Origin of the sequence: Kribbella sp. C-35 (assembly GCF_046549195.1) — a bacterium.
GTDB lineage: Bacteria > Actinomycetota > Actinomycetes > Propionibacteriales > Kribbellaceae > Kribbella.
The window spans coordinates 24,726-47,236 of the sequence record NZ_JAJPWG010000010.1 but is presented as its reverse complement, the minus strand read 5'-3'; the positions used below and the strand labels follow the sequence as shown (position 1 = coordinate 47,236).

23 protein-coding genes, 1 tRNA gene and 1 riboswitch are annotated in these 22,511 nt (G+C 69.0%); of the genes, 17 read left to right on the top strand and 7 right to left on the bottom strand.

Going from position 1 to position 22,511, the window contains the following annotated elements:
* Positions 1–25: 25 nt before the first annotated feature.
* The 10 genes from prcA to ACLJOO_RS42295 all read left to right on the top strand — a co-directional run bounded on the left by prcA (position 26) and on the right by ACLJOO_RS42295 (position 7,854).
* On the top strand, positions 26–901 hold the full coding sequence (prcA, locus tag ACLJOO_RS42340) for a proteasome subunit alpha (protein WP_410793986.1): 876 nt from the start codon (positions 26–28) through the stop codon (positions 899–901).
* On the top strand, positions 898–1,512 hold the full coding sequence (locus ACLJOO_RS42335; protein ID WP_410793984.1) for an NUDIX domain-containing protein: 615 nt from the start codon (positions 898–900) through the stop codon (positions 1,510–1,512). The genes prcA and ACLJOO_RS42335 overlap by 4 nt, the downstream gene beginning before the upstream one ends.
* Positions 1,513–1,529: 17 nt before the next feature.
* Positions 1,530–1,614: riboswitch (ZMP/ZTP riboswitch) on the top strand.
* 22 nt (positions 1,615–1,636) lie between these two features.
* Positions 1,637–2,497, top strand: coding sequence for a bifunctional 5,10-methylenetetrahydrofolate dehydrogenase/5,10-methenyltetrahydrofolate cyclohydrolase (locus ACLJOO_RS42330; protein ID WP_410793982.1), 861 nt, complete (start codon positions 1,637–1,639; stop codon positions 2,495–2,497).
* Between the two features lie 30 nt (positions 2,498–2,527).
* Entirely contained in the window at positions 2,528–2,896 is a 369-nt protein-coding gene (gene aroH / locus ACLJOO_RS42325) for a chorismate mutase (protein ID WP_167211054.1), read from the top strand.
* The gene (locus tag ACLJOO_RS42320; RefSeq protein ID WP_410793980.1) at positions 2,893–3,957 is read left to right on the top strand and encodes a prephenate dehydrogenase; all 1,065 of its coding nucleotides are present in this window, start codon (positions 2,893–2,895) and stop codon (positions 3,955–3,957) included. Before aroH ends, ACLJOO_RS42320 begins: the two co-directional genes overlap by 4 nt.
* A gap of 30 nt (positions 3,958–3,987) precedes the next feature.
* Positions 3,988–4,668, top strand: a complete 681-nt coding sequence (gene cmk / locus ACLJOO_RS42315) for a (d)CMP kinase (protein ID WP_410793978.1) — start codon at positions 3,988–3,990, stop codon at positions 4,666–4,668.
* Positions 4,665–5,393 (top strand): lysophospholipid acyltransferase family protein, encoded by a 729-nt coding sequence (locus tag ACLJOO_RS42310; RefSeq protein ID WP_410793977.1) that lies wholly within the window; start codon positions 4,665–4,667, stop codon positions 5,391–5,393. Before cmk ends, ACLJOO_RS42310 begins: the two co-directional genes overlap by 4 nt.
* A complete protein-coding gene (der, locus tag ACLJOO_RS42305; RefSeq protein ID WP_410793976.1) occupies positions 5,386–6,753 on the top strand; it encodes a ribosome biogenesis GTPase Der in 1,368 nt (455 codons plus the stop codon). The genes ACLJOO_RS42310 and der overlap by 8 nt, the downstream gene beginning before the upstream one ends.
* A gap of 70 nt (positions 6,754–6,823) precedes the next feature.
* Positions 6,824–6,897: transfer RNA gene (locus ACLJOO_RS42300), tRNA-Pro, on the top strand.
* Between the two features lie 48 nt (positions 6,898–6,945).
* Positions 6,946–7,854 (top strand): group I intron-associated PD-(D/E)XK endonuclease, encoded by a 909-nt coding sequence (locus ACLJOO_RS42295; RefSeq protein ID WP_410793974.1) that lies wholly within the window; start codon positions 6,946–6,948, stop codon positions 7,852–7,854.
* Here the strand turns inward: ACLJOO_RS42295 and ACLJOO_RS42290 are convergent.
* Both ACLJOO_RS42290 and ACLJOO_RS42285 read right to left on the bottom strand, forming a co-directional pair.
* Complete coding sequence (locus tag ACLJOO_RS42290) at positions 7,762–9,936, bottom strand: MMPL family transporter (RefSeq protein WP_410793973.1); 2,175 nt, start codon at positions 9,934–9,936, stop codon at positions 7,762–7,764. The two genes, ACLJOO_RS42295 and ACLJOO_RS42290, sit on opposite strands and share 93 nt — an antisense overlap.
* Before the next feature lie 80 nt (positions 9,937–10,016).
* Positions 10,017–10,565, bottom strand: a complete 549-nt coding sequence (locus tag ACLJOO_RS42285; RefSeq protein ID WP_410793971.1) for a TetR/AcrR family transcriptional regulator — start codon at positions 10,563–10,565, stop codon at positions 10,017–10,019.
* A 111-nt stretch (positions 10,566–10,676) separates the two neighbouring features.
* Between ACLJOO_RS42285 and ACLJOO_RS42280 the strand changes: the two genes are divergently transcribed.
* Entirely contained in the window at positions 10,677–11,618 is a 942-nt protein-coding gene (locus ACLJOO_RS42280) for a S1C family serine protease (protein WP_410793970.1), read from the top strand.
* Here the strand turns inward: ACLJOO_RS42280 and ACLJOO_RS42275 are convergent.
* Positions 11,608–12,141 carry a GNAT family N-acetyltransferase gene (locus tag ACLJOO_RS42275; protein ID WP_410793969.1) on the bottom strand — a complete coding sequence of 178 codons (534 nt, stop codon included), beginning with the start codon at positions 12,139–12,141 and terminating at the stop codon, positions 11,608–11,610. The genes ACLJOO_RS42280 and ACLJOO_RS42275 overlap by 11 nt on opposite strands.
* Positions 12,142–12,164: 23 nt before the next feature.
* Between ACLJOO_RS42275 and ACLJOO_RS42270 the strand changes: the two genes are divergently transcribed.
* The gene (locus tag ACLJOO_RS42270) at positions 12,165–12,461 is read left to right on the top strand and encodes a hypothetical protein (RefSeq protein ID WP_410793967.1); all 297 of its coding nucleotides are present in this window, start codon (positions 12,165–12,167) and stop codon (positions 12,459–12,461) included.
* Here ACLJOO_RS42270 and ACLJOO_RS42265 read toward each other — a convergent pair.
* Entirely contained in the window at positions 12,450–13,583 is a 1,134-nt protein-coding gene (locus ACLJOO_RS42265; RefSeq protein ID WP_410793966.1) for a LuxR C-terminal-related transcriptional regulator, read from the bottom strand. The genes ACLJOO_RS42270 and ACLJOO_RS42265 overlap by 12 nt on opposite strands.
* Positions 13,584–13,694: 111 nt before the next feature.
* On the opposite strand from ACLJOO_RS42265, the gene ACLJOO_RS42260 reads away from it, so the two are divergent.
* The gene (locus ACLJOO_RS42260; protein ID WP_410793964.1) at positions 13,695–14,183 is read left to right on the top strand and encodes a cupin domain-containing protein; all 489 of its coding nucleotides are present in this window, start codon (positions 13,695–13,697) and stop codon (positions 14,181–14,183) included.
* A gap of 14 nt (positions 14,184–14,197) precedes the next feature.
* Positions 14,198–14,512: a hypothetical protein gene (locus ACLJOO_RS42255; protein ID WP_410793962.1), complete on the top strand. Its 315-nt coding sequence runs from the start codon at positions 14,198–14,200 to the stop codon at positions 14,510–14,512.
* Here ACLJOO_RS42255 and ACLJOO_RS42250 read toward each other — a convergent pair whose 3' ends face one another.
* Positions 14,513–15,172 (bottom strand): MBL fold metallo-hydrolase, encoded by a 660-nt coding sequence (locus tag ACLJOO_RS42250; protein WP_410793961.1) that lies wholly within the window; start codon positions 15,170–15,172, stop codon positions 14,513–14,515.
* A gap of 203 nt (positions 15,173–15,375) precedes the next feature.
* Here ACLJOO_RS42250 and uvrA point away from each other — a divergent pair, with 203 nt between their 5' ends.
* Positions 15,376–18,408: an excinuclease ABC subunit UvrA gene (gene uvrA / locus ACLJOO_RS42245; protein ID WP_410793959.1), complete on the top strand. Its 3,033-nt coding sequence runs from the start codon at positions 15,376–15,378 to the stop codon at positions 18,406–18,408.
* A 6-nt stretch (positions 18,409–18,414) separates the two neighbouring features.
* Here uvrA and ACLJOO_RS42240 read toward each other — a convergent pair whose 3' ends face one another.
* Positions 18,415–19,311 (bottom strand): hypothetical protein, encoded by an 897-nt coding sequence (locus tag ACLJOO_RS42240; protein ID WP_410793957.1) that lies wholly within the window; start codon positions 19,309–19,311, stop codon positions 18,415–18,417.
* A 114-nt stretch (positions 19,312–19,425) separates the two neighbouring features.
* Here ACLJOO_RS42240 and ACLJOO_RS42235 point away from each other — a divergent pair, with 114 nt between their 5' ends.
* Together ACLJOO_RS42235 and ACLJOO_RS42230 are read left to right on the top strand one after the other, a co-directional pair.
* The gene (locus ACLJOO_RS42235; RefSeq protein WP_410793956.1) at positions 19,426–20,502 is read left to right on the top strand and encodes a MinD/ParA family protein; all 1,077 of its coding nucleotides are present in this window, start codon (positions 19,426–19,428) and stop codon (positions 20,500–20,502) included.
* A 126-nt stretch (positions 20,503–20,628) separates the two neighbouring features.
* Positions 20,629–21,192 carry a Rieske (2Fe-2S) protein gene (locus ACLJOO_RS42230; RefSeq protein ID WP_410793954.1) on the top strand — a complete coding sequence of 188 codons (564 nt, stop codon included), beginning with the start codon at positions 20,629–20,631 and terminating at the stop codon, positions 21,190–21,192.
* A gap of 64 nt (positions 21,193–21,256) precedes the next feature.
* Here ACLJOO_RS42230 and ACLJOO_RS42225 read toward each other — a convergent pair whose 3' ends face one another.
* Positions 21,257–22,471 carry a S8 family peptidase gene (locus tag ACLJOO_RS42225; protein ID WP_410793952.1) on the bottom strand — a complete coding sequence of 405 codons (1,215 nt, stop codon included), beginning with the start codon at positions 22,469–22,471 and terminating at the stop codon, positions 21,257–21,259.
* Positions 22,472–22,511 lie beyond the last annotated feature (40 nt).

Genomic DNA, 22,511 nt, shown 5'->3' with positions numbered 1-22,511 from the left:
GACTGATTAGAGGACGACACCTTCGATGAGCGTTCCGTTCTACGTCTCGCCCGAGCAGCTGATGCGGGACCGCGCCGACTTCGCCCGGAAGGGCATCGCCAAGGGCCGCAGCGCGATCGCACTGCAGTATGCCGACGGCATCCTGTTCGTCGCGGAGAACCGCTCGCCCGCCCTGCACAAGGTGGCCGAGATCTACGACCGCATGGCGTTCGCCGCCGTCGGCCGGTACAACGAGTTCGAGAACCTGCGGATCGCCGGCGTCCGGCTCGCCGACATGCGCGGGTACTCCTACGACCGGCGCGACGTCACCGGCCGGGCGCTGGCCAACGCGTACGCGCAGACCCTCGGCGCGATCTTCTCCTCCGGCGGCGAGAAGCCGCTCGAGGTGGAGATCCTGGTCGCCGAGATCGGCGCCGGCGTGGCCGACGACCAGATCTACCGGCTCACCTACGACGGCTCGATCGCGGACGTCCGTGGGTACGCCGTGATGGGCGGCGCCGCCGACACGGTCGCGGAGTACATCGGCGAGCACTACACCGAGGGCATCTCGCTGGCCGGCGCGCTCCGGCTCGCGGTGGACGCGCTCGGCCACGACGGCACCGAGGTCCGGGAGCTGACCCCGGAGCAGCTCGAGGTCGCCGTCCTGGACCGGACCCGCACCCAGGTGCGCAAGTTCAAGCGGATCTCCGAGGAGTCGCTGGCAGGCATCCTGAGCGAGTCCAGCCCGGCGGTGGACGAGAAGTCGGACGCCGACGCGGAGACAGGTTCGGACTCGGAGTCGGCTTCGGGCGATTCCAGAGGCTCCAGTGAGTCGTCTGCGGGTGACACCCCGGTCGCTCCGCCGGCGGACGACGCCCCGGTGGCGCCGCCGGAGGATCCCGACGACGACCGTCCGCTGTGACGGACCAGATCGAGAACTCAGCCGCCACCGACAAGGTGGCGGCTGAGCCGTCTCGGCCTGCAGACCCCGCCGCCTGGGAGCTTGTGGGGGAGGAGCCTGGGTTCCAGCGCTTCCTCTCCGTGAGCCTGCGGCGGTACCGGATGCCCGACGGCCGCGAGGTCGACTGGGACGTGCTCGGCCCGAAGTCGGCGGCCGGTATCACTTCCGGGGTGACCGTGCTGCCGTTGACGCCGGAAGGCCGGATCGTGACGGTGCGGATGTTCCGCGCTGGGCCGGACCGGGTGGTCACCAACCTGCCGGGTGGGTACGTCGAGCCCGACGAGGATCCGGCGCTGGCCGGTGCCCGGGAGCTCGAGGAGGAGACCGGCTACACCTGCGAGACCCTGGACGTGGTCGGCTGGCAGTGGTCCGGTGCGTCGTCGACGTACCGGAAGTATGTCGCGATCGCGCGTGGGTGCCGGCCGGACGGGAAGCAGCAGCTGGACGAGGCCGAGGACTGTGTCCCGGTCGAGCTGTCCGTGGACGCGTTCCGTGCCGAGCTGCGCACGCCCGGTGCGATGACCGGAGTCGACGCGGCCTACCTCGCGCTCGACCACGCCGGCCTGCTCTGAGCCGGGTCGGTATCCTGACAGCGGACCGCGACTGGCGCTGAGGTGGACGACCACCGGGGAACGGTCTGCCATCCGGCTTCGCCGCGCGCCTGGGCACCCAATTCACGCCCAGAGGAGTGCGCAGATGACTGCTGAACTGATGATCGGAACCGACCTCGCCGCCGAGATGGTCGCGAAGGCCGCCGAACGAGCCCGGATCCTTCAGGAGCAGTACGGCGTGCAGCCGTGTCTGGCGACCGTGCTGGTCGGTGACGACCCGGCGTCGGCGACGTACGTGCGGATGAAGCAGAACCGCTCGAAGAAGGCCGGGATAGCGTCGCTCAGCGTCGTACTGCCGGCCGAGACGACCACCGAGGAGCTGGTCGCGGAGATCACGAAGCTCTCCGACGACCCGGCCGTGCACGGGATCCTGCTGCAGCACCCGGTGCCGGCGCAGATCGACGAGCGGGCCGCGTTCGAGGCGATTGACCCCGCGAAGGATGTCGACGGCGTGACGATGCGGTCGTTCGCGGCGATGGCCTTCGGGGATCCCGGGTTCCGGTCGGCCACCCCCGGCGGGATCATGCGGCTGCTGGCGGCGTACGACGTACCGCTCGAAGGGGCGCACGCGGTGGTGATCGGCCGCAGCCCGATCCTCGGTAAGCCGGCCGGCATGTTGCTGCTGGCATCGAACGCCACTGTCACGTACGCGCACTCCCGGACCCGCGACCTGCCGGAGCTGGTCCGGACCGCCGACGTCGTGCTCGCCGCGGTTGGGAAGGCGAACTTCGTCCGCGGCGACTGGCTGAAGCCGGGCGCGGTCGTGGTCGACGCCGGGTACAACGAGGGCAACGTCGGCGACGTGCACTTCGCGGAGGCGGCCGAGGTGGCCTGGCTCATCACGCCGGTTCCGGGCGGGGTCGGGCCGATGACGATCGCGCTGCTGCTGGAGCAGACGGTCGACGCCGCTGAGACGGCTGTCCACTCTCTGACTACGCTGGCCTAGGGTTGGGGGACAAGATCTAAGGAGGCGGACGTGGCGGTACGGGCGATCCGGGGTGCCACCCAGCTGGACGTGGACGAGCGCGAGCACCTGCTCGAGCGGTCCGCGGAGCTGGTGAAGGCGGTCCTGGAGGCGAATGATCTGGAGAACGAGGACCTGATCAGCATCCTGTTCACCGTCACGTCGGACCTGCGTTCGGAGTTTCCCGCGGTCGCGGGCCGGCAGATCGGGCTGACCGACGTACCGCTGATGTGCATGCAGGAGATCCCGGTGCCGCATGCGCTGCCGCGGGTGGTGCGGCTGATGGTGCACACCGAGACGCCGCGGGCCCGGGACAAGATCCAGCACGTGTACCTGCACGGAGCGGTCGCGCTCCGCCCGGACCTGACCGGCGCCCAGTGAGTGAGTTGCGCGGTCCGGTTCGGATCGTCGGCACGGGGCTGATCGGTACGTCGATCGGCCTCGCGCTGGCGCGGCTCGGTGTGGTCGTGGAGCTCGTCGACGGGAACCCGGACAACGCGCTGATGGCCGAGCGGATCGGTGCCGGCTCGCGGCTGGTCGAGATCGAGCCGCAGCTGGTTGTGGTCGCCGTACCGCCGGACCATGTCGGCGCAGTCGTCGCGGAGCAGTTGCAGCAGACTCGAGCGATCGTCACCGACGCGGCCAGTGTGAAGTCGAAGCCGCTCGCCGACGCGCGCGGCCTGACCGATGACGTCAGCCGGTACGTGGGCAGTCACCCGATGGCCGGCTCCGAGCGCAACGGCCCGCTGGCGGCGCGCGCGGACCTGTTCGACGGCGCGACCTGGGCGATCACCCCGCACGCGACGAGTGCGCCGGAAGCAGTTGATCTCGTACGACGGCTCGCCGAGGCCTGTGGTGCGCGGACGGTGGAGCTGTCGGTGGAGGACCACGACCTCGGTGTCGCCCGGGTGTCGCACCTTCCGCACCTGATGTCGGCCCTCGCCGCCGGCACGTTGGCGGACGCGCCGTCCTCGCATCTCGAGCTGTCCGGTCAGGGCGTCCGCGACGTGACCCGGATCGCGGCCGGCGACCCGCGGCTGTGGACCCAGATCGTGTCCGCGAACTCGACCGCGCTGACCGGCCTGCTGGAGCAGATCCGCGGCGAGCTCGACCGGCTGCTCGTTGCCCTCGGCAAGGAAGAGGCGGGCGACGAGCTGACCGCGATCCTCGGCCAGGGCGTATCCGGCGCGGTCCGCGTCCCGGGCAAGCACGGTACGCCACACATCGACCTGGTCACGGTCCTCGTCACGATCCCGGACCGCCCCGGCCAGCTGGCCCGCTTGTTCGCGGACGCCGCCGAGTCCGGCGCCAACGTCGAAGACCTCCGCATCGACCACAGCCCCGGCCGCCCGGTCGGCGAGGTCGAACTCGCCGTCAAGCCCGCCTCCGTCGACCAGCTGGTCGACGTACTGACGGAACGCGGGTGGGTAGTGCACCGCTGACTGTCCCCGGGCGAAGGTAACCTTCGGGGCATGATCATCGCTGTTGACGGGCCGAGCGGCTCCGGTAAGTCGAGCACTGCGCGCGGAGTGGCCTCCCGTCTCGGTCTGCGGTACCTGGACACCGGTGCGACGTACCGTGCGGTGACCTGGTCGGCCGTCGAGCGCGGGCTGGACCTGGACGACACGGCCGCAGTCGCGCAGCGTGCGCGGGAGCTCGTGCTGGAGGTCAGCACCGACCCCGGCAACCAGTTCGTGATCGCCGACGGGACCGACGTCACGGCCGCGATCCGGGAGCCGCGGATCAGCGAGGTGGTGTCGAAGATCGCCACCAACCTGGACGTCCGCAAGGAGCTGGTCCGGCGCCAGCGGGAGATCATCGACGACGCGCAGCCGAGCGGCGGGATCGTGGTCGAGGGCCGCGACATCGCCACCGTTGTTGCCACCGACGCCGAGCTCAAGGTCCACCTGACCGCCGACCAGGACGCCCGGATGTCCCGGCGCGCAGCCGAGCTCGGGTCCGGTTCGGTGACGGCCGAGCAACTCCGGGACCAGATCGTCCGCCGCGACGCCGACGACTCCACCGTTTCGGAGTTCCTGGTTGCCTCCGACGGCGCGGTCACCGTCGACTCCACCCATCTGACCCTGGAGGAGGTCGTCGACGTGATCAGCAGGCTCGCCAAGGAGACCGTCCCTCAAGGTCGGGAGCTATGACGGCTGAAGTCACCGGGCACAAGGACCTGCCCCGCACTGACGATCTGCCTGCACTGCCTTATCGGATGGCGCTCCCGTTGCGGAGAGTCGCCAGGCCGTACTTCCGCCGCAAGTACCGCCTGACCGTGCTCCACGAGAACCGGTTCCCGCTGACCGGTCCGCTGCTGATGGCCCCGAACCACCTGAGTCTGCTGGACGGGCCGCTGCTCGGGGCGATCGCGCCGCGGATGCTGCACCAGCTCGGCAAGATCGAGGTGTTCGGCGGTCTCCAGGGGGCGTTCCTGCGCCGAGTCGGCCAGATCCCGGTCGACCGGTCGACGTACGACGTGCTCGCGGTCCGGCAGTCGATCCAGGTACTGCGGGACGGCCGGGTGCTGAACATCTACCCGGAGGGCACCCGCGGCCCGGGCGATTTCAGCCGGATCCGGACCGGCGTGGCCTACCTGGCGATGGTGACCGGGGCCCCGATCCTGCCCGTCGCGCTGATGGGGACGCGGCTGCCCGGGGGTGACGTGGAGGGCTTCCCGCCGGCCGGGAGCCGCATCGACGTGGTGTATGGCGAGCCCTTCTCCGTCGAGCGCGTACCCTTTCCCAGGAGACATTCCGACGTACAGGCGGTCACCGACCACATCGGCGACGTGCTGCGCGCCCACGTGAAGGCGGCCGTCGACGAAACCGGCCACCCGCTTCCGGGCTGGCGAGACCAGAAGGACCCTGATGACTGACCTGCCCACCGAAGCACCGACGCATGACCGCGAAGACACCGGGCCGCTGCCCGTGCTCGCGATCGTCGGGCGGCCGAACGTGGGCAAGTCCACGCTGGTCAACCGCATCATCGGCCGCCGCGAGGCGGTCGTCGAGGACACCCCGGGCGTGACCCGGGACCGCGTGTCGTACGACGCCAACTGGGCCGGCCGCGAGTTCACGGTCGTCGACACCGGCGGCTGGGACCCGGACGCGGTCGGTATGGCCGCCCTGGTCGCCGCCCAGGCGGAGGTCGCGATCAACGCCGCCGACGCGGTGCTGTTCGTGGTCGACGCCGTGGTCGGTATCACGGACGCGGACGAGGCGGTCGTCCGGGTGCTGCGGAAGTCTGGCAAGCCCGTCGTTCTGGCCGCGAACAAGGTCGACGACCAGCGGATCGAGTCCGAGGCGATGAACCTGTGGAGCCTCGGCATCGGCGAGCCGTACCCGGTGTCCGGGATGCACGGCCGCGGTACGGGCGACCTGCTGGACGCCGTACTCGAGGCGCTTCCGGAGGCACCGGCCGAGCGCGACGGCGAGCTCGGCGGACCGCGCCGGGTCGCGATCGTCGGCAAGCCGAACGTGGGAAAGTCCTCGCTGCTCAACAAGGTCGCCAAGGAGGACCGGGTCGTCGTCAGCGACGTCGCCGGTACGACGGTGGACCCGGTCGACGAACTGATCACGCTCGGCGGCCAGGAGTGGCGGTTCATCGACACCGCGGGCATCCGGCGCAAGGTGAAGAACGTCCAGGGGCACGAGTACTACGCCTCGCTGCGGACCAACGCCGCGATCGAGCGGGCCGAGGTCGTGGTCGTCGTGATCGACGCCTCCGAGTCGCTCACGGAGCAGGACCTGCGGATCATGAACGCGGTCGAGGAAGCCGGCAAGGCGCTGGTGATCGCGTACAACAAGTGGGACCTGATGGATGAGGAGCGGCGCTACTACCTGGAGCGCGAGATCGACCGCGACCTGGTGCAGTTCCGCTGGGCGCCGCGGGTGAACATCAGCGCGCTCACCGGCTGGCACATGGACAGGCTGGTGCCCGCCATCGAGGCCGCGCTGGAAGGCTGGCAGACCCGCGTCCCGACCGGACAGCTCAACGCCTTCCTCGGCCGCCTGGTCGCCGCCCATCCGCACCCGGTCCGCTCCGGCAAGCAGCCGAAGATCCTGTTCGGCACCCAGGCCACCACGATGCCCCCGACCTTCGCCATCTTCACCTCCGGCCAGATCGAAGCGTCCTACCAGCGCTTCATCGAACGCCGCCTCCGCGAGGACTTCGGCTTCGTCGGCAGCCCCGTCCACGTCCAAATCCGAGCCCGCCAAAAGAACAAGAAACGCTGACCGAACCCGGTCCGAACCACCCGATCGGATGAGGTAAGGTTTACCCCGGCCCGCTCTTCGGAGCGTCCATCGGGCTGTGGCGTAGTTTGGTAACGCGTCTGGCTGGGGGCCAGAAGACCGCAGGTTCAAATCCTGTCAGCCCGACATTCGAGGGGCACCGATTCTGTCGGTGCCCCTCTCTATGTTTGCCCCATGACGACCTGGGGTGACAGACGAACCTGGACCGACGACGACCTCCGCGTGGCGGTGGTAGAGAACCATTCGTGGCGCGGCGCTGCTCGCGCACTGGGATTGAAGGGGACGTCCGCAGGGACTGTGCGGGCACTCAAGAAGCATGCCGAGCGGCTCGCGCTCGACACGGCGCACTTCACCGGTCAACGGCAGTGGTCCGACCGGAAGCTGCGTGAGGTGATGCGTGACGCGACCTGTTGGGCGGATGTGTTCGCCGGGCTGGGAGTCAGCGACGGCGCCGAGTCCCGCGTTCGGATCAAGGGACACGCGATGCGCTTGGGGCTGGACTGCACAGCCCTCAGGCCGTCTGACTCGCCGCGCCCGGCAGCCGAGCCGCTGAAGCTGCCTGAGCGTCCAGAGATGCTGCGGGCCGCGGCTCCAGCACTCGCGATGGCGTGGTTCACGCTTCACGGTTGTGCTGTTGCCTTGCCGATGGCGCCCGAGGTGTACGACCTGCTGGTGACCACGACGAACGGGATCCAACGTGTCCAGGTCAAGAGCTCGGAACGCCCGGGCCGAGACGGCCACTGGCCGGTCGGGATCGGACGCCGGCCCTACGTGCTGGACAAGTCGGCCACGAAGATGCCGTACGACCCTGACGACATCGACCTGTTCTTCATCGTCCTTGGTAACGGCAGCCTGTATGTCATCCCGAGCTCTGTAGTGGCCGGTCGGGTGTCCATCTACGCGGACACGTATGCGCAGTACCGGGTGGGTGATGCGTCGAGTTTGCTGCGTAGTGGGGCGTCTGCAGACGCCGACGCCCCACGGCGGGTGTCAGCGTATGCTCGCGAGTTCCTTGGGTTCCGGGGTCTCGTCGACCCGGAGGCTTTCGCCTTCGATGTCTACCCGGGGCGTCAGGCGGTCTAGCCACTTCGGGAACCACCAGGCTCGGTCGCCGAGGAGGCTGAGGATGGCGGGGACCAGGGTCATGCGGACTACGAAGGCGTCGATCAGGACGCCGATGGTGAGGCCGAAGCCGATGGCCTTGATGATCGGGTCCTCGACGAGGATAAAGCCGGCGAAGACGGACGCCATGATCAGGGCGGCGGCGGTGACGACGCGGGCGCCGTGGCCGAGGCCTTGGACGGTTGCGTCGTTCGCGTGCCGGCCGTGTATGAACTCCTCCCGCACCCGGGACACGATGAACACCTCGTAGTCCATCGCCAGCCCGAACAGGATGCCCATCATGATGATCGGCAGGAAGCTCACCAGCGGACCGGGGGAGTCGATCCCGACCAGGCTCGCGAGATGCCCTTCCTGGAACACCGCGATCGTGATCCCGAACGTCGCCCCGATCGTCAGCACGAACCCGAGCGTCGCCTTCAACGGCACCAACACCGACCGAAACGCGAGCAGCAACAGCAGGAACGACAGCCCGATCACGACGAACAGGTACGTCGGCAACGCGTTGGACAACTTGTTCGACACATCGACCCCGACCGCCGTGTTCCCGGTCACGGAGATACTCGCGTCGCCCGTGGCGAGCGGCTGCACCGCGGACCGCAGGTTCTTCACCAGATCGGCGGTCTCCTCACTCGCCGGCCCGCTGCGAGGGATCACCTGCAGCAACCGCGTCGTACCGTCCTGACTCGCCGCGGCCGGCTGCGCCGCGACCACGTCCGGAAGACCCTGCGTCTTACCGAGCACCTGCTGCACCAGCGCGGTGGACGTCGCCGCGTCGTTGCTCTTCACAACAACGATGAGCGGCCCGTTGGCGCCCGGCCCGAACGCCGCGGCCGTCAGGTCGTACGCGACCCGCTGGTTGCTCCCGGCCGCCGCCGAAGCGCCGTCCGGCAATGCGAGCTGCATGTCCTTCGCCGGGATCGCGAGCAAGCCCAGCCCGATGATGCCAACAGCAACGATCGGCACCCGCAGCCGCGTCACCAGCCGGCCCCACCGGAAACCGAAGCCCTCCTTCTGAACAGCCTCGGTGGGAGCTTTCCGCAGCTTCCGCGGCAGCACCCGGTTGCCCACGAACCCGAGCAGCGCCGGCAGCAACGTCAATGCCACCAGTACGGCGGTCAGCACGGTCGCCGCCGCGGCCAGGCCCATCGCGGTCAGGAATGGTACGCCGACCACGGACAACCCGGCGAGCGCGATCACGACGGTAGCGCCGGCGAACAGCACCGCAGACCCGGCCGTCGCGGTCGCTCGCGCGACGGACTCCTCCGGATCCATGCCTTCGCCCAGCTGCGACCGATGTCGCGAGCTGATGAACAGCGAGTAGTCGATCCCCACCGCGAGCCCGAGCATCAGCGCCAGGATCGGCGCCGTCGACGACACGTCGGTGAACGCGGTCACGATGAACAGCCCGGCCATCCCGGCCAGTACGCCGAGGAGCGCCGTCACCATCGTCATGCCGGCCGCGACCAGCGATCCGAACGTGACGACCAGGACGACGGCCGCGACCGCGACACCGAGCACCTCGGTCGCACCGATCTCCGGGACTCCGGCCTTGATCTGCCCGCCCGGTACCACCTGGAGATCACCCGAGCTGAGTCCGCTCAGTCCGTCGTACCCGTCGCTGCTCTCGTGGGACAGTTCGTCGGCCGGCTTGTCGAACTGGACGCTGATCAACCCCGTCGTACCGTCCGGGCTGATCGCCTTGCTGGTGAACGGGTCGATCGCCGCGATCACCTCGGGCACCTTCGCGACCTTGGCGACGGTGGCGCCGACGGCGGCCTTCACGGTCGGGTCGGCGAGCGTCTTGCCGTCGGGCGCCTTTACGACGACCGTGGCGGACGCGCCGCTGGCGGCCGGCAGTTCCTGCTTGAGCGCGTCGAGCGCACGCTGCGACTCGGTGCCCGGGATCGAGAACGTGTTCGCGGTCTTGCCGCCGAGCGTCAGCGCACCGACACCGAGGACGACGAGGAACAGCGCCCACAGTGCGGCGACCAGGCGCCGGCGCTGGTAGGAGAACCGGCCGAGCCGGTACAGGAGGTTGGCCATCGGGGTCCGTTTCGGTGTCAGGTACGGCGTACGGGCAGAAGTGATCGCCCCGTGGCGGCGGGGGAGTCGGGGTTTGCTGCTCAGGCGCGGCGGAGGATTCTCCGCAGGGCGATGTCGCAGAGTCTTCGGAGGTCGTCGTCGGTGCGTTCGTGCGCGTGCCGGCACTCGCCGAGGAGGCCGTTGATGGCGAACTTCGCCAGGTCCTTCTCGAGCGGGTCGTCGGACCCGGCCATGTACTCCGTCATCCGGATGCCGTCGGCGACGAGTTGGGAGATCTCGGGCATCTGCTCGATCACCGGAATGATGTCCTGGAGCACGTCGACGACCCCGCGGTGCACGACCGCGAGGTCGATGAAGGAGCTGATCGCGAGGTCCTGCGCGGCCGCGCGGGGGAGCTCGGCCGCGGCGGCGACCAGCTCGGCGAGATCGGCCGCGGCGGGTTCGAGGACGGCGGCGAGGACGGCGGGCTTGCCGCTGAAGTGGTACAGCACGGTCGCCTTCGAGCAGCCGGCCGCGGTCGCGATGTCCTGCAGTGACGTCGCGTTGTAGCCGCCGGCCTGGAACAGGACCATCGCCTGGCGCACGATTTCACGCCTGGTCCGCTCCCGGGCGGGGGTGGTAACTGCCATGTCATGCATCATGACTGACCGATCGGCCAGTTTTCAACCGATCGGTCAGTTTTGTGGTCCGCTTCACGCGGTTGCCTGCAGTGTAATGATGTAATTCAGGAGGCGAGAGCGATGGCGGACGAGATTGCCGGGGACGACGTACTGGATGCCTACTCCCGAGTGGTCTCGGGCGTGGCCGCACACCTGATCCCGCGGGTCGCGAGCCTGCGGATCCACAGCCGGCGCGGCGACTCGTCCGGCTCCGCCGTCGTCCTGACCGGCGACGGGCATCTGCTCACGAACGCGCACGTGGTCGGCGACGGTGTCGAGGCGTCGGCCGAGTTCGCGGACGGTACGACGGCGCAGGCCCGGGTGGTCGGGGTGGACCGGCTGTCCGATCTCGCCGTACTGCGGTCCGACCGGGAGATCCCTGATCCGCCCGAGTACGGCGACGCGGACGTGCTGAAGGTCGGGAACCTGGTGGTTGCCGTCGGCAATCCGCTCGGTCTGGCGGGGAGCGTGACGGCCGGTGTGGTGAGTGCGCTGGGTCGCTCGTTGCCGGTGCGCAGCGGCTCGGCTCAGCGCATCATCGAGGACGTGATCCAGACCGATGCCGCGCTGAACCCGGGCAACTCCGGCGGGGCGCTTGCCGACGGCAACGGGCGGGTGATCGGGATCAACACCGCGGTCGCCGGGATCGGGCTCGGTCTGGCGGTGCCGGTCAACCAGACCACGCGCCGCATCATCTACTCGCTGCTGCACGACGGTCGCGTGCGGCGCGCGTACCTCGGGCTCGTGACCAAGCCCGCGCCGCTGCATCCGGCACTCGTGGAACGGTTCGATCAGCGCACGGCGCTGCGGGTCGTCGAGGTCATCCCGGCCAGCCCGGCGGCGGCAGCGGGTTTACGGCAGGGCGATCTCGTCCTGGCCGTGAACGGCGTACAGCTTCGGGATGCCCAGTCCTTGCAGCGTCAGTTGTTCGAGGACGCGATCGCGCGCCGTACCGAGATCACCGCGATCCGGAACAACGCGCTCGTGGACGTGATCGCCTATCCGGCCGAACTCACCGATTGAGCTCGGCGCGGAGCAGGACGCAGGTGCCGGGTTTGAGGGGCGCGTTCGGGAAGGTGAAGTCGCGGGTGACTTCGCTGAACCCGAAGCGGCGGGTGAGGTCGAGAATGGCGCCGTTGGAGAGATTGACGAAGGTGTAGATCTCGTCGGCGCGCTCGGTGGTCCAGCGGATGCGGTCCTGGGTGAGGAGGTCGCCGATGCCGTGGCGGCGCCACTCGTTCGAGACGATCAGTCCGATCAGGTAGTACCCGTCCGGAGCTGTGGTGGGCGGGTCGGTGGGGGAGATCTGGTGCCGGATCACCGCGCCGTACCCGACGACTGCACCACCGATCTCCGCGACCGCCGTGTAGCGATCGGGGTTCTGGAGGTCGGCCTCGAGCCGGCTTCGGCGCTCGTCGACCGGCCCGCCGGTGCGCGTCACGATCAGTTCGGCGCAGGTCGTGAGATCCGCTTCCGCGGCTGGGCGCACCAGGACGTCGGCTGTCTGCCGGGCGGCGCCGGGCCGATACTCCGCGAAGCCGGTCATGCGCTCATCCTAGGATCGGCCGGGTGGACGAACTGATGCGGCAGGTCGACGAACTGTACGAGCGGGCGGTCTTCAACGGCGAATACGACGGCCTGCCCGACGCGGACCGCGCGCTGCTCGAGGAGTCGACGGAGCTCCGCCGTACCGTCGGCTTCACCGCTGGTGTTGCCGCCAACCTGGTCGGCCTCATCTACCTCGCAGTCGCCCAAGGTCGCCCCGACGACGCCCGCACACTGGCAGATGAAGCAGCCACCCTGGCCGAATCGGTCGGCGCCGCGAAGATCGTCGAGCAGGTAGAGGCAGCCTGCTCACGGCTCTAGCGGACCGCCGCGGAACGGACGGCCGTCGGTCAGGCGACCTTCGTTGTCGCGGACGCGAGGTTCGTAGTGGGCGAAGAAGATCTTGCCGACCAAGTCGCGCCGGCTACGCACCCCGGTCTTGTCGAACACGCTCTTCAGGTGTTGCTGGACCGTGTGTGTCGCGACGACGAGCTGCTCGGCGATGTCGGTGGTCGAGTTCCCCTGGAGGACCAGCCGGGTGACCTCCTGCTCGCGTGCAGTCAGTCCGTACGCCGACATGAGCAGCGGAGCGATGCGTCCAGGGTGAGCGGGCTCGACGATCACCGCGACCCGGCGTGAACTCGACGACACCAGCGACGTCCCGTGCAGCACTACCCATCGACCTGATCGGGTCATCACCCGGGAGACGGCGACCTCGCCGGTATCCGGGTGCGTCGCCGTACGCAGAGCCTGGCCGGCGACGGCCAGTACGGCTGAGGGCAAGCGCCCTGCGTCCCAGTCCCCATCGGGCAGCTCACGGATCCAGCGTTCGACGCCGGGGGTCGCCGACTCGATCTCCCAGGTGCTGGTGACAACGATCAGCCCGGGCGCATCGCTGCCCTCCGGATCGGTTGCCTCACCGAGAAGCAGCGAATTGCGGGCACCAGCCGCCAGGACGGGTGCGATCTTCCGAAGGAACAACAGGTCCGCGTCGTCGAAGATCGGTTGGCCTGGTTCGCGGTACAGCCCGAGCGCGCCCCACACGTCGCCGGACCTGGTGCGCAGGCAGACGATCAGTTCCTGGTCGCCGCCCATCGTCATGTTCTGGTGCCAGCGCGGGCTGGCGGCCGGGTTACCGCCGGTGGCTTCGTGGAGCGTCGAGATGCCCCGCGCCGACCGGGCGACATCGGCGAGCTTGTTGACGTCGTCCTCGTAGTACTCCTGTGCGAGCCATTCGTACGGGAGCTCCGGCATGCCCTCGTTGAAGTGGCTCGTCACCAGCAACGATGCCGGATCCAGCGTGTACCAGCACGGCGCTTGGTAGTACGGGACCGCGCTGCAGATGGCATCGGCCGACTCCCGCCAGAGCGTGACGAGGTCGAGCCCTCGTCGCGTCAGTGCCGCGATCCGGTCGCTCGCACGCTCCTTGGCATACCCGCCCACACCACCAAGGTACGGCGATGTGCCGGGGGCTGTGGATACCACATTTCTGGAATGGGCATCCGGCGCTGGCGCTCGTAGCTTCAGGCTCATCCGATCCACTGAGGAGGGGCCATGACTGAAGTAAGAATGCTCGGACCGGGCGAGGGTGAGATCACCACTGACCCGGAGGGGACACGGAGTGACCGTTACCTGATCGACGGTGCGCTCACCGGCGGTGGGTTCGCTCTGGTGGAGCAGGTGCTCGCGCCGCACGTGCTGGCCGCACCGGTGCATCTGCACACGCTCGAGGACGAGTACAGCTTCGTCCTCGAAGGCCGGCTCGGTGTCCTGCTCGGCGACGAGGAGGTGTTCGCAGACGCGGGCACGCTGGTGTTCAAGCCGCGTGGTCAGTGGCACACGTTCTGGAACGCGGGTGACGGCACGCTGCGGATCCTCGAGATGATCGCACCCGGTGGTATCGAGCAACTGTTCCGCAAGCTCGCTGAGCCCGGTGGCGAGTACGACCCGGAGACGCTCCCGGCGCTTGCCGCGCAGTTCGGCTGTGAGGTCGACTTCGAGGCGACGATGCCGGTTGCCGAGCGTCACCAGCTGATCTTCTAGGTTGCCTGATAGCCGTGGCCCGCACGCCGGAGGAGCTCGAGGTGATGCTCGAGGACGCGTTCGTCCTGCACGATCACGAGGCGCTCGCACAGCTCTTCGAACCGGAGGCAGTGCTGCAGCCGGCGGGGTGCGGCCCCGCGCAGGGCCGGGACGAGATCGAGCGCCTCGTGATCGAACTGTGGAATCACCAGCACAGGTACGTCGCTGATCCGCGGACGGTACTCCAGGTGCGGGCGATCGCCCTGATCCTGAGCCGGGCGGCTGTCAGCGTCGTACGACGTACTCCGGACGGGACCTGGCGTTACGCCATGGTGTACCTGAATCCCTGACTACCAGCCCCGCGCGCGCCACTCCGGGAGGTTGGGGCGTTCGGTGCCGAGGGTGGTGTCGGAGCCGTGGCCTGGGTAGACCCAGGTTTCGTCGGGGAGGTCGGCGAAGAGTTTGGATTCGACGTCGTTCAGGAGTGAGGTGAAGCGCTCGGCGTCGCCCTGGGTGTTGCCGACGCCGCCCGGGAACAGCGAGTCACCCGTGAAGAGGTGCGGTGCGCCGTCCGGGTCGTCGTACAGCAGGGCGATCGAGCCGGGGGTGTGGCCGACGAGGTGGATGACGCGGAGGCTGCACTGGCCGACGGCGATGTGGTCGCCGTCGTCGGCGAGTTGGTCGGTGGGGACCGGGATGCCCTCGGCGTCGTACCGGCCGGCGACCGTGGTGGCGCCGGTGCGGGCGACGACCGCGGCCAGGGCCTCCCAGTGGTCCTGGTGGCGGTGCGTGGTGATCACCCGCGCGAGGCCGCCGTCACCGATCAGCCGGAGCAGCGTGTCCGCTTCGTTCGCGGCGTCGATCAGCACCTGCTCGTCGGTCTGCCGGCAGCGCAGCAGGTACGCGTTGTTGTCCATCGGCCCGACCGCGACCTTGGTGATCATCAAGCGGGCCAGCTCGTGGGTCTGCGCCGCCCCGCCGACCTTCACGTTCCCGTGGTACTCCGGCATCTCGCCTCTCCCTGATCTCGGTGACACGCCGATCCTCGCACCTCCGGACCACCGGTGCAGCGACCACCCGTCGCGATCGAATATACTTTCGAAACGCCGCGCGGATCCGGCGGCGGAAGTTTTTGTCGGTGGGCCTCGTTAGCATGACCGGGCAAGTCAGAGATCCACCTGGAACCCCCTCGAGAACGGCTGAGAGTGAGCTTGTGTCTGACCGTCTGATCGTGCGCGGAGCGCGTGAGCACAACCTGAAAGACGTCTCGGTCGACCTGCCGCGGGACGCCATGATCGTCTTCACCGGCCTCTCCGGGTCCGGGAAGTCCAGCCTGGCCTTCGACACGATCTTCGCTGAGGGCCAGCGGCGGTACGTCGAGTCGCTGTCGGCGTACGCACGCCAGTTCCTCGGCCAGATGGACAAGCCGGACGTCGACTTCATCGAGGGCCTGTCGCCCGCGGTCTCGATCGACCAGAAGTCCACCTCGCGGAACCCGCGATCCACGGTCGGCACGATCACCGAGGTGTACGACTACCTCCGGCTGCTGTTCGCCCGGGCCGGGCGCCCGCACTGCCCGGAGTGCGGCGAGGCGATCGCGCGCCAGACTCCGCAGCAGATCGTCGACCGCGTGCTCGAGCTGGAGGAGGGCACCCGGTTCCAGGTGCTCGCTCCGGTCGTCCGCGGCCGCAAGGGGGAGTACCTGGACCTCTTCCGCCAGCTGACCGGTCAGGGCTTGTCCCGGGCGCGGGTCGACGGCGAGACGATCCAGCTCACCGACCCGCCGAAGCTCGACAAGCAGAAGAAGCACGACATCGAGGTCGTCGTCGACCGGCTCGCGGTGAAGAGCTCGGCCAAGCAGCGGCTCACCGACTCGGTCGAGACCGCGCTCGGTCTGGCCAGCGGGCTGCTCGTGCTGGACTTCGTCGACCTCCCGGAGGACGACCCGCACCGCGAGCGCCGGTTCTCCGAGAAGCTCGCCTGCCCGAACGATCACCCGCTCGCGATCGACGAGCTCGAGCCGCGGTCGTTCTCGTTCAACTCGCCGTACGGCGCCTGCCCGGTGTGCGCCGGTCTCGGGACCCGGATGGAGGTCGACCCGGAGCTGCTGGTTCCGGACCCGTCGAAGTCGCTCGACGAGGGCGCGATCCAGCCGTGGGCGGGGCAGAACGTCTCGCAGTACTTCGAGCGGTTGCTGGACGCGCTGGCGAAGGACCTGAAGTTCAAGACCAGCACGCCGTTCGGTGAGCTGCCGGCGAAGGCGAAGAAGGCGCTGCTCACCGGCCACGACAAGCAGGTCCACGTCTCGTACCAGAACCGCTACGGCCGCGAGCGGTCGTACTACACGAGCTTCGAAGGCGTCATCCCGTACGTCGAGCGGCGGCACGCGGAGGCGTCGAGCGACACCGGTCGGGAGCGCTTCGAGGAGTACATGCGCGAGGTGCCGTGCCTGGCCTGCAACGGCGCGCGGCTGAAGCCGATCTCGCTCGCGGTCACCCTCGGCGGGAAGAACATCGCGGAGATCAGCGCGATGTCGATCGACGAGGTGCACGGGTTCCTGACCCAGATGGAGCTGAGCCCGCGGGAGAAGCAGATCGCGGAGCGCGTGGTCAAGGAGATCGGCGAGCGCCTGCGGTTCCTGCTCGACGTCGGCCTGGACTACCTGGCGCTGAGCCGCCCGGCGGGTTCGCTGTCCGGCGGCGAGGCGCAGCGGATCCGGTTGGCGACGCAGATCGGTTCGGGTCTGGTCGGCGTACTTTATGTGCTCGACGAGCCGTCGATCGGCCTGCACCAGCGGGACAACCGGCGGCTGATCGAGACGCTGGTCCGGCTCAAGGACCTCGGCAACACGCTGATCGTCGTCGAGCACGACGAGGACACCATCGACCACGCGGACTGGGTCGTGGACATCGGCCCGGGCGCCGGTGAGCACGGCGGCCAGGTGGTCGTCTCCGGCACCGTCGAGGACCTGCGCAACCACCCGGACTCGATCACCGGCGCCTACATCTCCGGCCGCCGGGAGATCCCGATCCCGGAGGTCCGGCGGCCGCTCACCGAGGGCCGCGAGCTGACCGTGTACGGCGCGCGTCAGAACAACCTGCAGGACCTCGACGTCACCATCCCGCTCGGGGTGTTCGTCGCGGTCACCGGGGTGTCCGGCTCGGGCAAGTCCACGCTGGTGAACGACATCCTCTACACGTCGCTGGCGCGGCAGATCTACGGCGCCCGTGCGGTGCCCGGCCGGCACACGAAGATCTCCGGGATGGAGCTCGTCGACAAGGTCATCCACGTCGACCAGTCGCCGATCGGCCGGACGCCGCGGTCCAACCCGGCGACGTACACCGGCGTGTGGGACCACGTCCGCAAGCTGTTCGCGGACACGCCCGAGGCGAAGGTCCGCGGGTATCAGCAGGGCCGCTTCTCGTTCAACGTCAAGGGCGGCCGCTGCGAGGCCTGCTCGGGTGACGGCACGCTGAAGATCGAGATGAACTTCCTGCCGGACGTGTACGTGCCGTGCGAGGTGTGCCACGGCGCCCGGTACAACCGCGAGACGCTCGAGGTGCACTACAAGAGCAAGACCGTCGCGGACGTCCTGGACATGCCGATCGAGGAGGCGTCCGAGTTCTTCGCGGCGATCCCGGCGATCTCGCGGCACCTGAAGACGCTCGTCGAGGTCGGCCTCGGGTACGTCCGGCTCGGGCAGCCGGCGCCGACGCTGTCCGGCGGTGAGGCGCAGCGGGTCAAGCTGGCGTCCGAGCTGCAGCGGAGGTCGACGGGTCGTACGGTCTACGTGCTGGACGAGCCGACGACCGGTCTGCACTTCGAGGACATCCGCAAGCTGCTCGGCGTGCTGAGCGGCCTGGTGGACAAGGGCAACTCGGTGCTGGTTATCGAGCACAACCTCGACGTCATCAAGACTGCTGACTGGCTGATCGACCTCGGACCTGACGGCGGACGTCGCGGCGGGACTTTGGTTGCCGAAGGTACGCCGGAGGAGGTCGCGGCGAACCCCGCGTCGTACACCGGGCAGTTCCTCGCCGAGATCCTCGCAGGCCGCGCCGCCAAGCCGAGCGCCAAGAAGGCCGCCGCCAAGTCAGCACCCGTGAACTCGGCACCGGCCAAGAAGGCAGTCGCGAAGAAGACGGTCGCCAAGAAGACAGCCGCGAAGAAGACGGTGGCCAAGAAGACGGCGCAGAAGGTGACGCCCGCGAAGAAGACGGCAGCCAGGAAGCGCGTCGCCGGCTGACCAGGCTCAGCGGCGGAAGAGTTGCTGCCAGAGGTGCCGGACCCAGGTGCGGCGCGGTGACGGCAGCAACGCCGCCGGCAGCATGACTGCCGGCGGCTTCGCGAGCGTGACCGGCACCTGAACCATGCGGTCGCCCTGTAACCAGTACAGGTCGGGGCTGCACTGATCCGGCGCATCGCGATAGGTGTCGGCGACGTACTGCGCCAACCGGTTCGCGGCCTGCTGTCCTGCATCGGCGGCGCAGAACGCGACGGTGCTCAACCCCGGTACGCCGACCAGCACGCCCAGCCCGATGGACGCCTGGGGCAACAACTTCTCGCGGTCCACGATCGCCATCGACACGAGCGGGTCGTCGTCCCGCGTGAGCACCGAGAAGCCGTCATGCTCGACCGGCCGCAGGTCCGAGATGTGTTCGAGCGTCAACTGCACCGGCGACGGTACGTCGGGATCGCCGAGCCCGAGCATGGAGCGCCGTACGACGGTCAGCCGGCGGTAGTCCGCACCGGTACCGACGAACACCACGACCTCGAAATGGTCGCCGAACGGGATCAGCGCGTCCGCCACCGGACCTGAGGTGCGCGCCGACCAGCCGCGCTGGAGCAGCATCGCGCGCTGACGTACGGCGACGTCGCCGAACCGATGTTCCTCCGTGGCCAGCTCGCCCTCCGCGACCACCGCGCGCAGCCAAGCCTCGATCTGCTCGGCCCACAACTGCTGCGGGAGCTGACGGCACCGATCGATGATCTCGCCGAGTCCGACGACCGCCGACATCTGCAACGCGCCGCGGCCCCAGCCGACCTCGACCGTCCGTTCGGCGGTGTCGACGACGCACCCCGGCATCCACATCGGCGCCAGGTCCGCGATCGCCTTCAGAACCGTCGAATCATTCGTCGTACCAGTCATCTCCAGGCCTCTCCCACCACTAAAGTGTGCCGGGCATCCATTCGGTACGTTTCAGGTCCCCTGCGTTTGCCGGGGGCCGGCCAGCGGGGAAACCTTAGTCGTGAGATCGGGGCGATGACTGAATCTGACTGGCAGGGGGACATGCTGCGCCGGATGTCCGGGCAGCCGGCACCACCTGAACAGCCCCAGGAACCTGAGCAACCCCCGCGCGAGCCGTCACCCGCTCACCCTCAACCCGCACCGCCAGGTCAGCCCCAGGGCCAGCCACAAGCAGGTCAGCAGCCCGGCGAGCAGCAGCAGCACCCGTCCTACCCGCCGCCTGTGCACAAGCAGCATCCGGCGCAGGCGTCGTACCAGCGGGATCAGCCGTCTGCGGTTTGGAGGCGGTCGGCGGGGGACAGTGGGGAGTCGGTGTTCGAGCGGTTTCGGCGGGTCGCGTCCGAGGCGGCGTACCTGATCGGCGGATCCGGGCGGCTGCAGCATGACGTGGACCTGATCGCGACCTGTCGCCGGCCGATCGCGATCACCCGCCGGGTAGGGGTGACGAGCCTGGTCGTGAACGGCGGTACGTCGACTGTGACGGCGCTGCTCGCGACCACGCTGGCGGCCCAACGCGCGGACCGGGTGGTTGCGGTCGACGTGGATCCGAGCGGTGCCGAGCTGTCGCGACGGCTCGAGCTGACTCGCGGATCCGGTGCGATCGAGGGCGCGACTCTGGTCCACAGCGACCCCACCGTTCCGGCGCTTCGGTCGACGCTCGCCGCGGTGCAGAGCCAGGGTGCGCGTGATGTCGGCCTCGCCGTCGTGGACTGCCCGGGGAGCATGTTCGACGAGATCGCCACCGAGATGGCGAACACCGGACACTGCACGGTCCTCGTCGTACCGTCGGTGCCGCACGTCGCTGCGTACTGCCTGCAGCAGCTCGATCAGCTCGCGCCTGCCGGACAGCACGTGCTGCTGAACCGGGGCGTCGTCGCGATCACCGTGGTCGACAGCTCCACCGCCGACACGGCCCGTTGGCTGGGTGACGCCTTCCAGCAGCGCGGACTGGACCCGGTCGTCGTGCCGTACGACCCGCACATCGCCGGCGCCTGGCCGCTGCACTCGAGCGAACTGGAGACCGAGACGCGGCGTGCCGTCCTGGAACTCGCGGCCCGCGTCGTCGGGATCCTGACGCGGACTGCCAGCTGATTCACAGCAAACCTTCAAACTGCGGTTCAATCCCGACCAGGTTGAACCGTTCGGCCGATCCGGTCGTTTGACTCGGTATATAGCGTTCAACTACTTCGATCAGCAGGCTCCTGGAGGTCCAAATTCATGAGCGATGACACGATGGCACCACCTACCACCCCGCAGCAGGCCAACCCGGCGGCCAAGGCGGCCGACGGTCTGCGCGACCGGAGGACGGTGCTGCGCTGCGCGGCGATGGTCGCGCTCGCGGGTGCCAGCGCGCCGCTCCTCGCGGCCTGCGGTGGTGGCGACGACGCCGCGGGCGGCGGTACGACGCCGTCCGCCAGCGGCTCGAGCTCGGCGCCGAGTGCGAGTAGCAGTGCCTCGTCCAGTGCGCCGTCGTCGAGTGCGCCCGCGAGCGGCGGTTCGGTGCTGGGCCCGGTGTCCGACGTACCGGTCGGCGGCGGGAAGGTGTTCACCGACGCGAAGGTCGTGGTGACGCAGCCGACCGCGGGTCAGTACAAGGGCTTCTCCGCGGTGTGCACGCACCAGGGCAACCCGATCGGTTCGGTGGAGGGCGGGCAGATCGTCTGTCCGTTCCACAACAGCCACTTCAGCATCACCGACGGCAGCCCGGTCAGCGGCCCGGCGCAGACGGCGCTGCCGGCCGTGAATGTGAAGGTCGACGGCACCAACATCGTCGAGGCCTGACCGCAACGTACGAAGGCCCGGCCACCGGGGTGAGGAATCTGGTGGCCGGGCCTTCAGCTAGTTGTCAGGACTGGTCGGAAGCCCCGACGAACAGCAGCTTGTTCGGCGAGCCCGTGCCCGGGTCGCCGACCTTGTCCGCCGTCGAGTTGTCGACCAGCGCCTTGGCGACGTCGGCTGGCGTAGCGTCCGGGTGGTCCGCCAGGTACAGCGCGACCCCGCCGGCGACATGCGGCGTCGCCATCGACGTACCGCTCATCTTCGCGGTGGCGTCCGGGTCGGTGATGCCGACCGAGGTGATGTCGACGCCCGGCGCGAACAGGTCCACGCACTTGCCGAAGTTCGAGAAGTCCGCGCGCTTGTCCTGGTCGTCGGTGGCTCCGACGGTGATCGCCGAAGGCTCGCGGGCCGGGGAGCTCTGGCAGGCGTCCGCGCTGTCATTGCCGGCAGCAACGGCATAGGTGACACCGGAGGCGACGGAGGCCTTGACCGCCGCGTCCAGGGCGTCGTCGGCGCCGCCGCCGAGGCTCATGTTCGCGACCGCCGGCTTCTTGGCGTTCTTGGTCACCCAGTCGATACCGGCCACGACGGACTCGGTCGAGCCGGAGCCCTTGCAGTCGAGCACCCGGACGCCGACGACCTTCGCGCCCTTGGCCAGGCCGTACGTCGTCCCCGCGATGGTGCCGGCCACGTGGCTGCCGTGACCCATGCAGTCGACGCCGTTCTGGCCGTCGCCGACGGTGTCGGTGCCGACCGACGCGCGGTCGCCGAAGTCCTTGTGGGCGGCGTAGATCCCGGTGTCGATCACGTAGACGTTCACGTTCTCGGCGGTGGTCGACGGCTCGTACTTCTTGTCCAGCGGCAGGTCGCGCTGGTCGGCGCGGTCCAGGCCCCACGGCGGGTCGTCCTGGCTGACCGTGATCTTCTGGTTCTGCTGGACGAACGCGACCCGCTTGTCACCGGCCAGCTTCTTCGCCTGGTCCTCGGTCATGCCGGCGGAGAAGCCCTTGATCGACGCGTCGAACTGCTTGTGGACCTTGACGTCGTAGCTCGTGGCCAGGCTCTGCGTCGCGGCCCTGGTCTGGGCCCGCGAGTTCTGGCCGGCCAGTACGACGATGTAGCTGCCAGGGATGGCGTTCGAGCTGCCGGCGCCGCGGATCGTGACGGGAGCGGTTTGCGACGCGTCACTGCCGGCCGCGGTAACGGCGATTCCGGTGACCGCGAGCGCGGACGCAGCGACCGCACCGAGTACAGCGCGTGGTCTGCGAAGGAATGGGGACATGGGCGGAACTCCCTCGAGTCAGCGCAAGGCCTTGTTGCCT

Excerpts from the sequence above, each read along its gene's own strand:
- prcA (WP_410793986.1), top strand. The coding sequence starts at position 26 with ATGAGCGTTCCGTTCTACGTCTCGCCCGAGCAGCTGATGCGGGACCGC.
- ACLJOO_RS42330 (WP_410793982.1), top strand. The coding sequence starts at position 1,637 with ATGACTGCTGAACTGATGATCGGAACCGACCTCGCCGCCGAGATGGTC.
- cmk (WP_410793978.1), top strand. The coding sequence starts at position 3,988 with ATGATCATCGCTGTTGACGGGCCGAGCGGCTCCGGTAAGTCGAGCACT.
- ACLJOO_RS42310 (WP_410793977.1), top strand. The coding sequence starts at position 4,665 with ATGACGGCTGAAGTCACCGGGCACAAGGACCTGCCCCGCACTGACGAT.
- der (WP_410793976.1), top strand. The coding sequence starts at position 5,386 with ATGACTGACCTGCCCACCGAAGCACCGACGCATGACCGCGAAGACACC.
- ACLJOO_RS42295 (WP_410793974.1), top strand. The coding sequence starts at position 6,946 with ATGACGACCTGGGGTGACAGACGAACCTGGACCGACGACGACCTCCGC.
- ACLJOO_RS42290 (WP_410793973.1), bottom strand. The coding sequence starts at position 9,936 with ATGGCCAACCTCCTGTACCGGCTCGGCCGGTTCTCCTACCAGCGCCGG.
- ACLJOO_RS42285 (WP_410793971.1), bottom strand. The coding sequence starts at position 10,565 with ATGGCAGTTACCACCCCCGCCCGGGAGCGGACCAGGCGTGAAATCGTG.
- ACLJOO_RS42280 (WP_410793970.1), top strand. The coding sequence starts at position 10,677 with ATGGCGGACGAGATTGCCGGGGACGACGTACTGGATGCCTACTCCCGA.
- ACLJOO_RS42275 (WP_410793969.1), bottom strand. The coding sequence starts at position 12,141 with ATGACCGGCTTCGCGGAGTATCGGCCCGGCGCCGCCCGGCAGACAGCC.
- ACLJOO_RS42260 (WP_410793964.1), top strand. The coding sequence starts at position 13,695 with ATGACTGAAGTAAGAATGCTCGGACCGGGCGAGGGTGAGATCACCACT.
- ACLJOO_RS42250 (WP_410793961.1), bottom strand. The coding sequence starts at position 15,172 with ATGCCGGAGTACCACGGGAACGTGAAGGTCGGCGGGGCGGCGCAGACC.
- ACLJOO_RS42240 (WP_410793957.1), bottom strand. The coding sequence starts at position 19,311 with ATGACTGGTACGACGAATGATTCGACGGTTCTGAAGGCGATCGCGGAC.
- ACLJOO_RS42235 (WP_410793956.1), top strand. The coding sequence starts at position 19,426 with ATGACTGAATCTGACTGGCAGGGGGACATGCTGCGCCGGATGTCCGGG.
- ACLJOO_RS42230 (WP_410793954.1), top strand. The coding sequence starts at position 20,629 with ATGAGCGATGACACGATGGCACCACCTACCACCCCGCAGCAGGCCAAC.
- ACLJOO_RS42225 (WP_410793952.1), bottom strand. The coding sequence starts at position 22,471 with ATGTCCCCATTCCTTCGCAGACCACGCGCTGTACTCGGTGCGGTCGCT.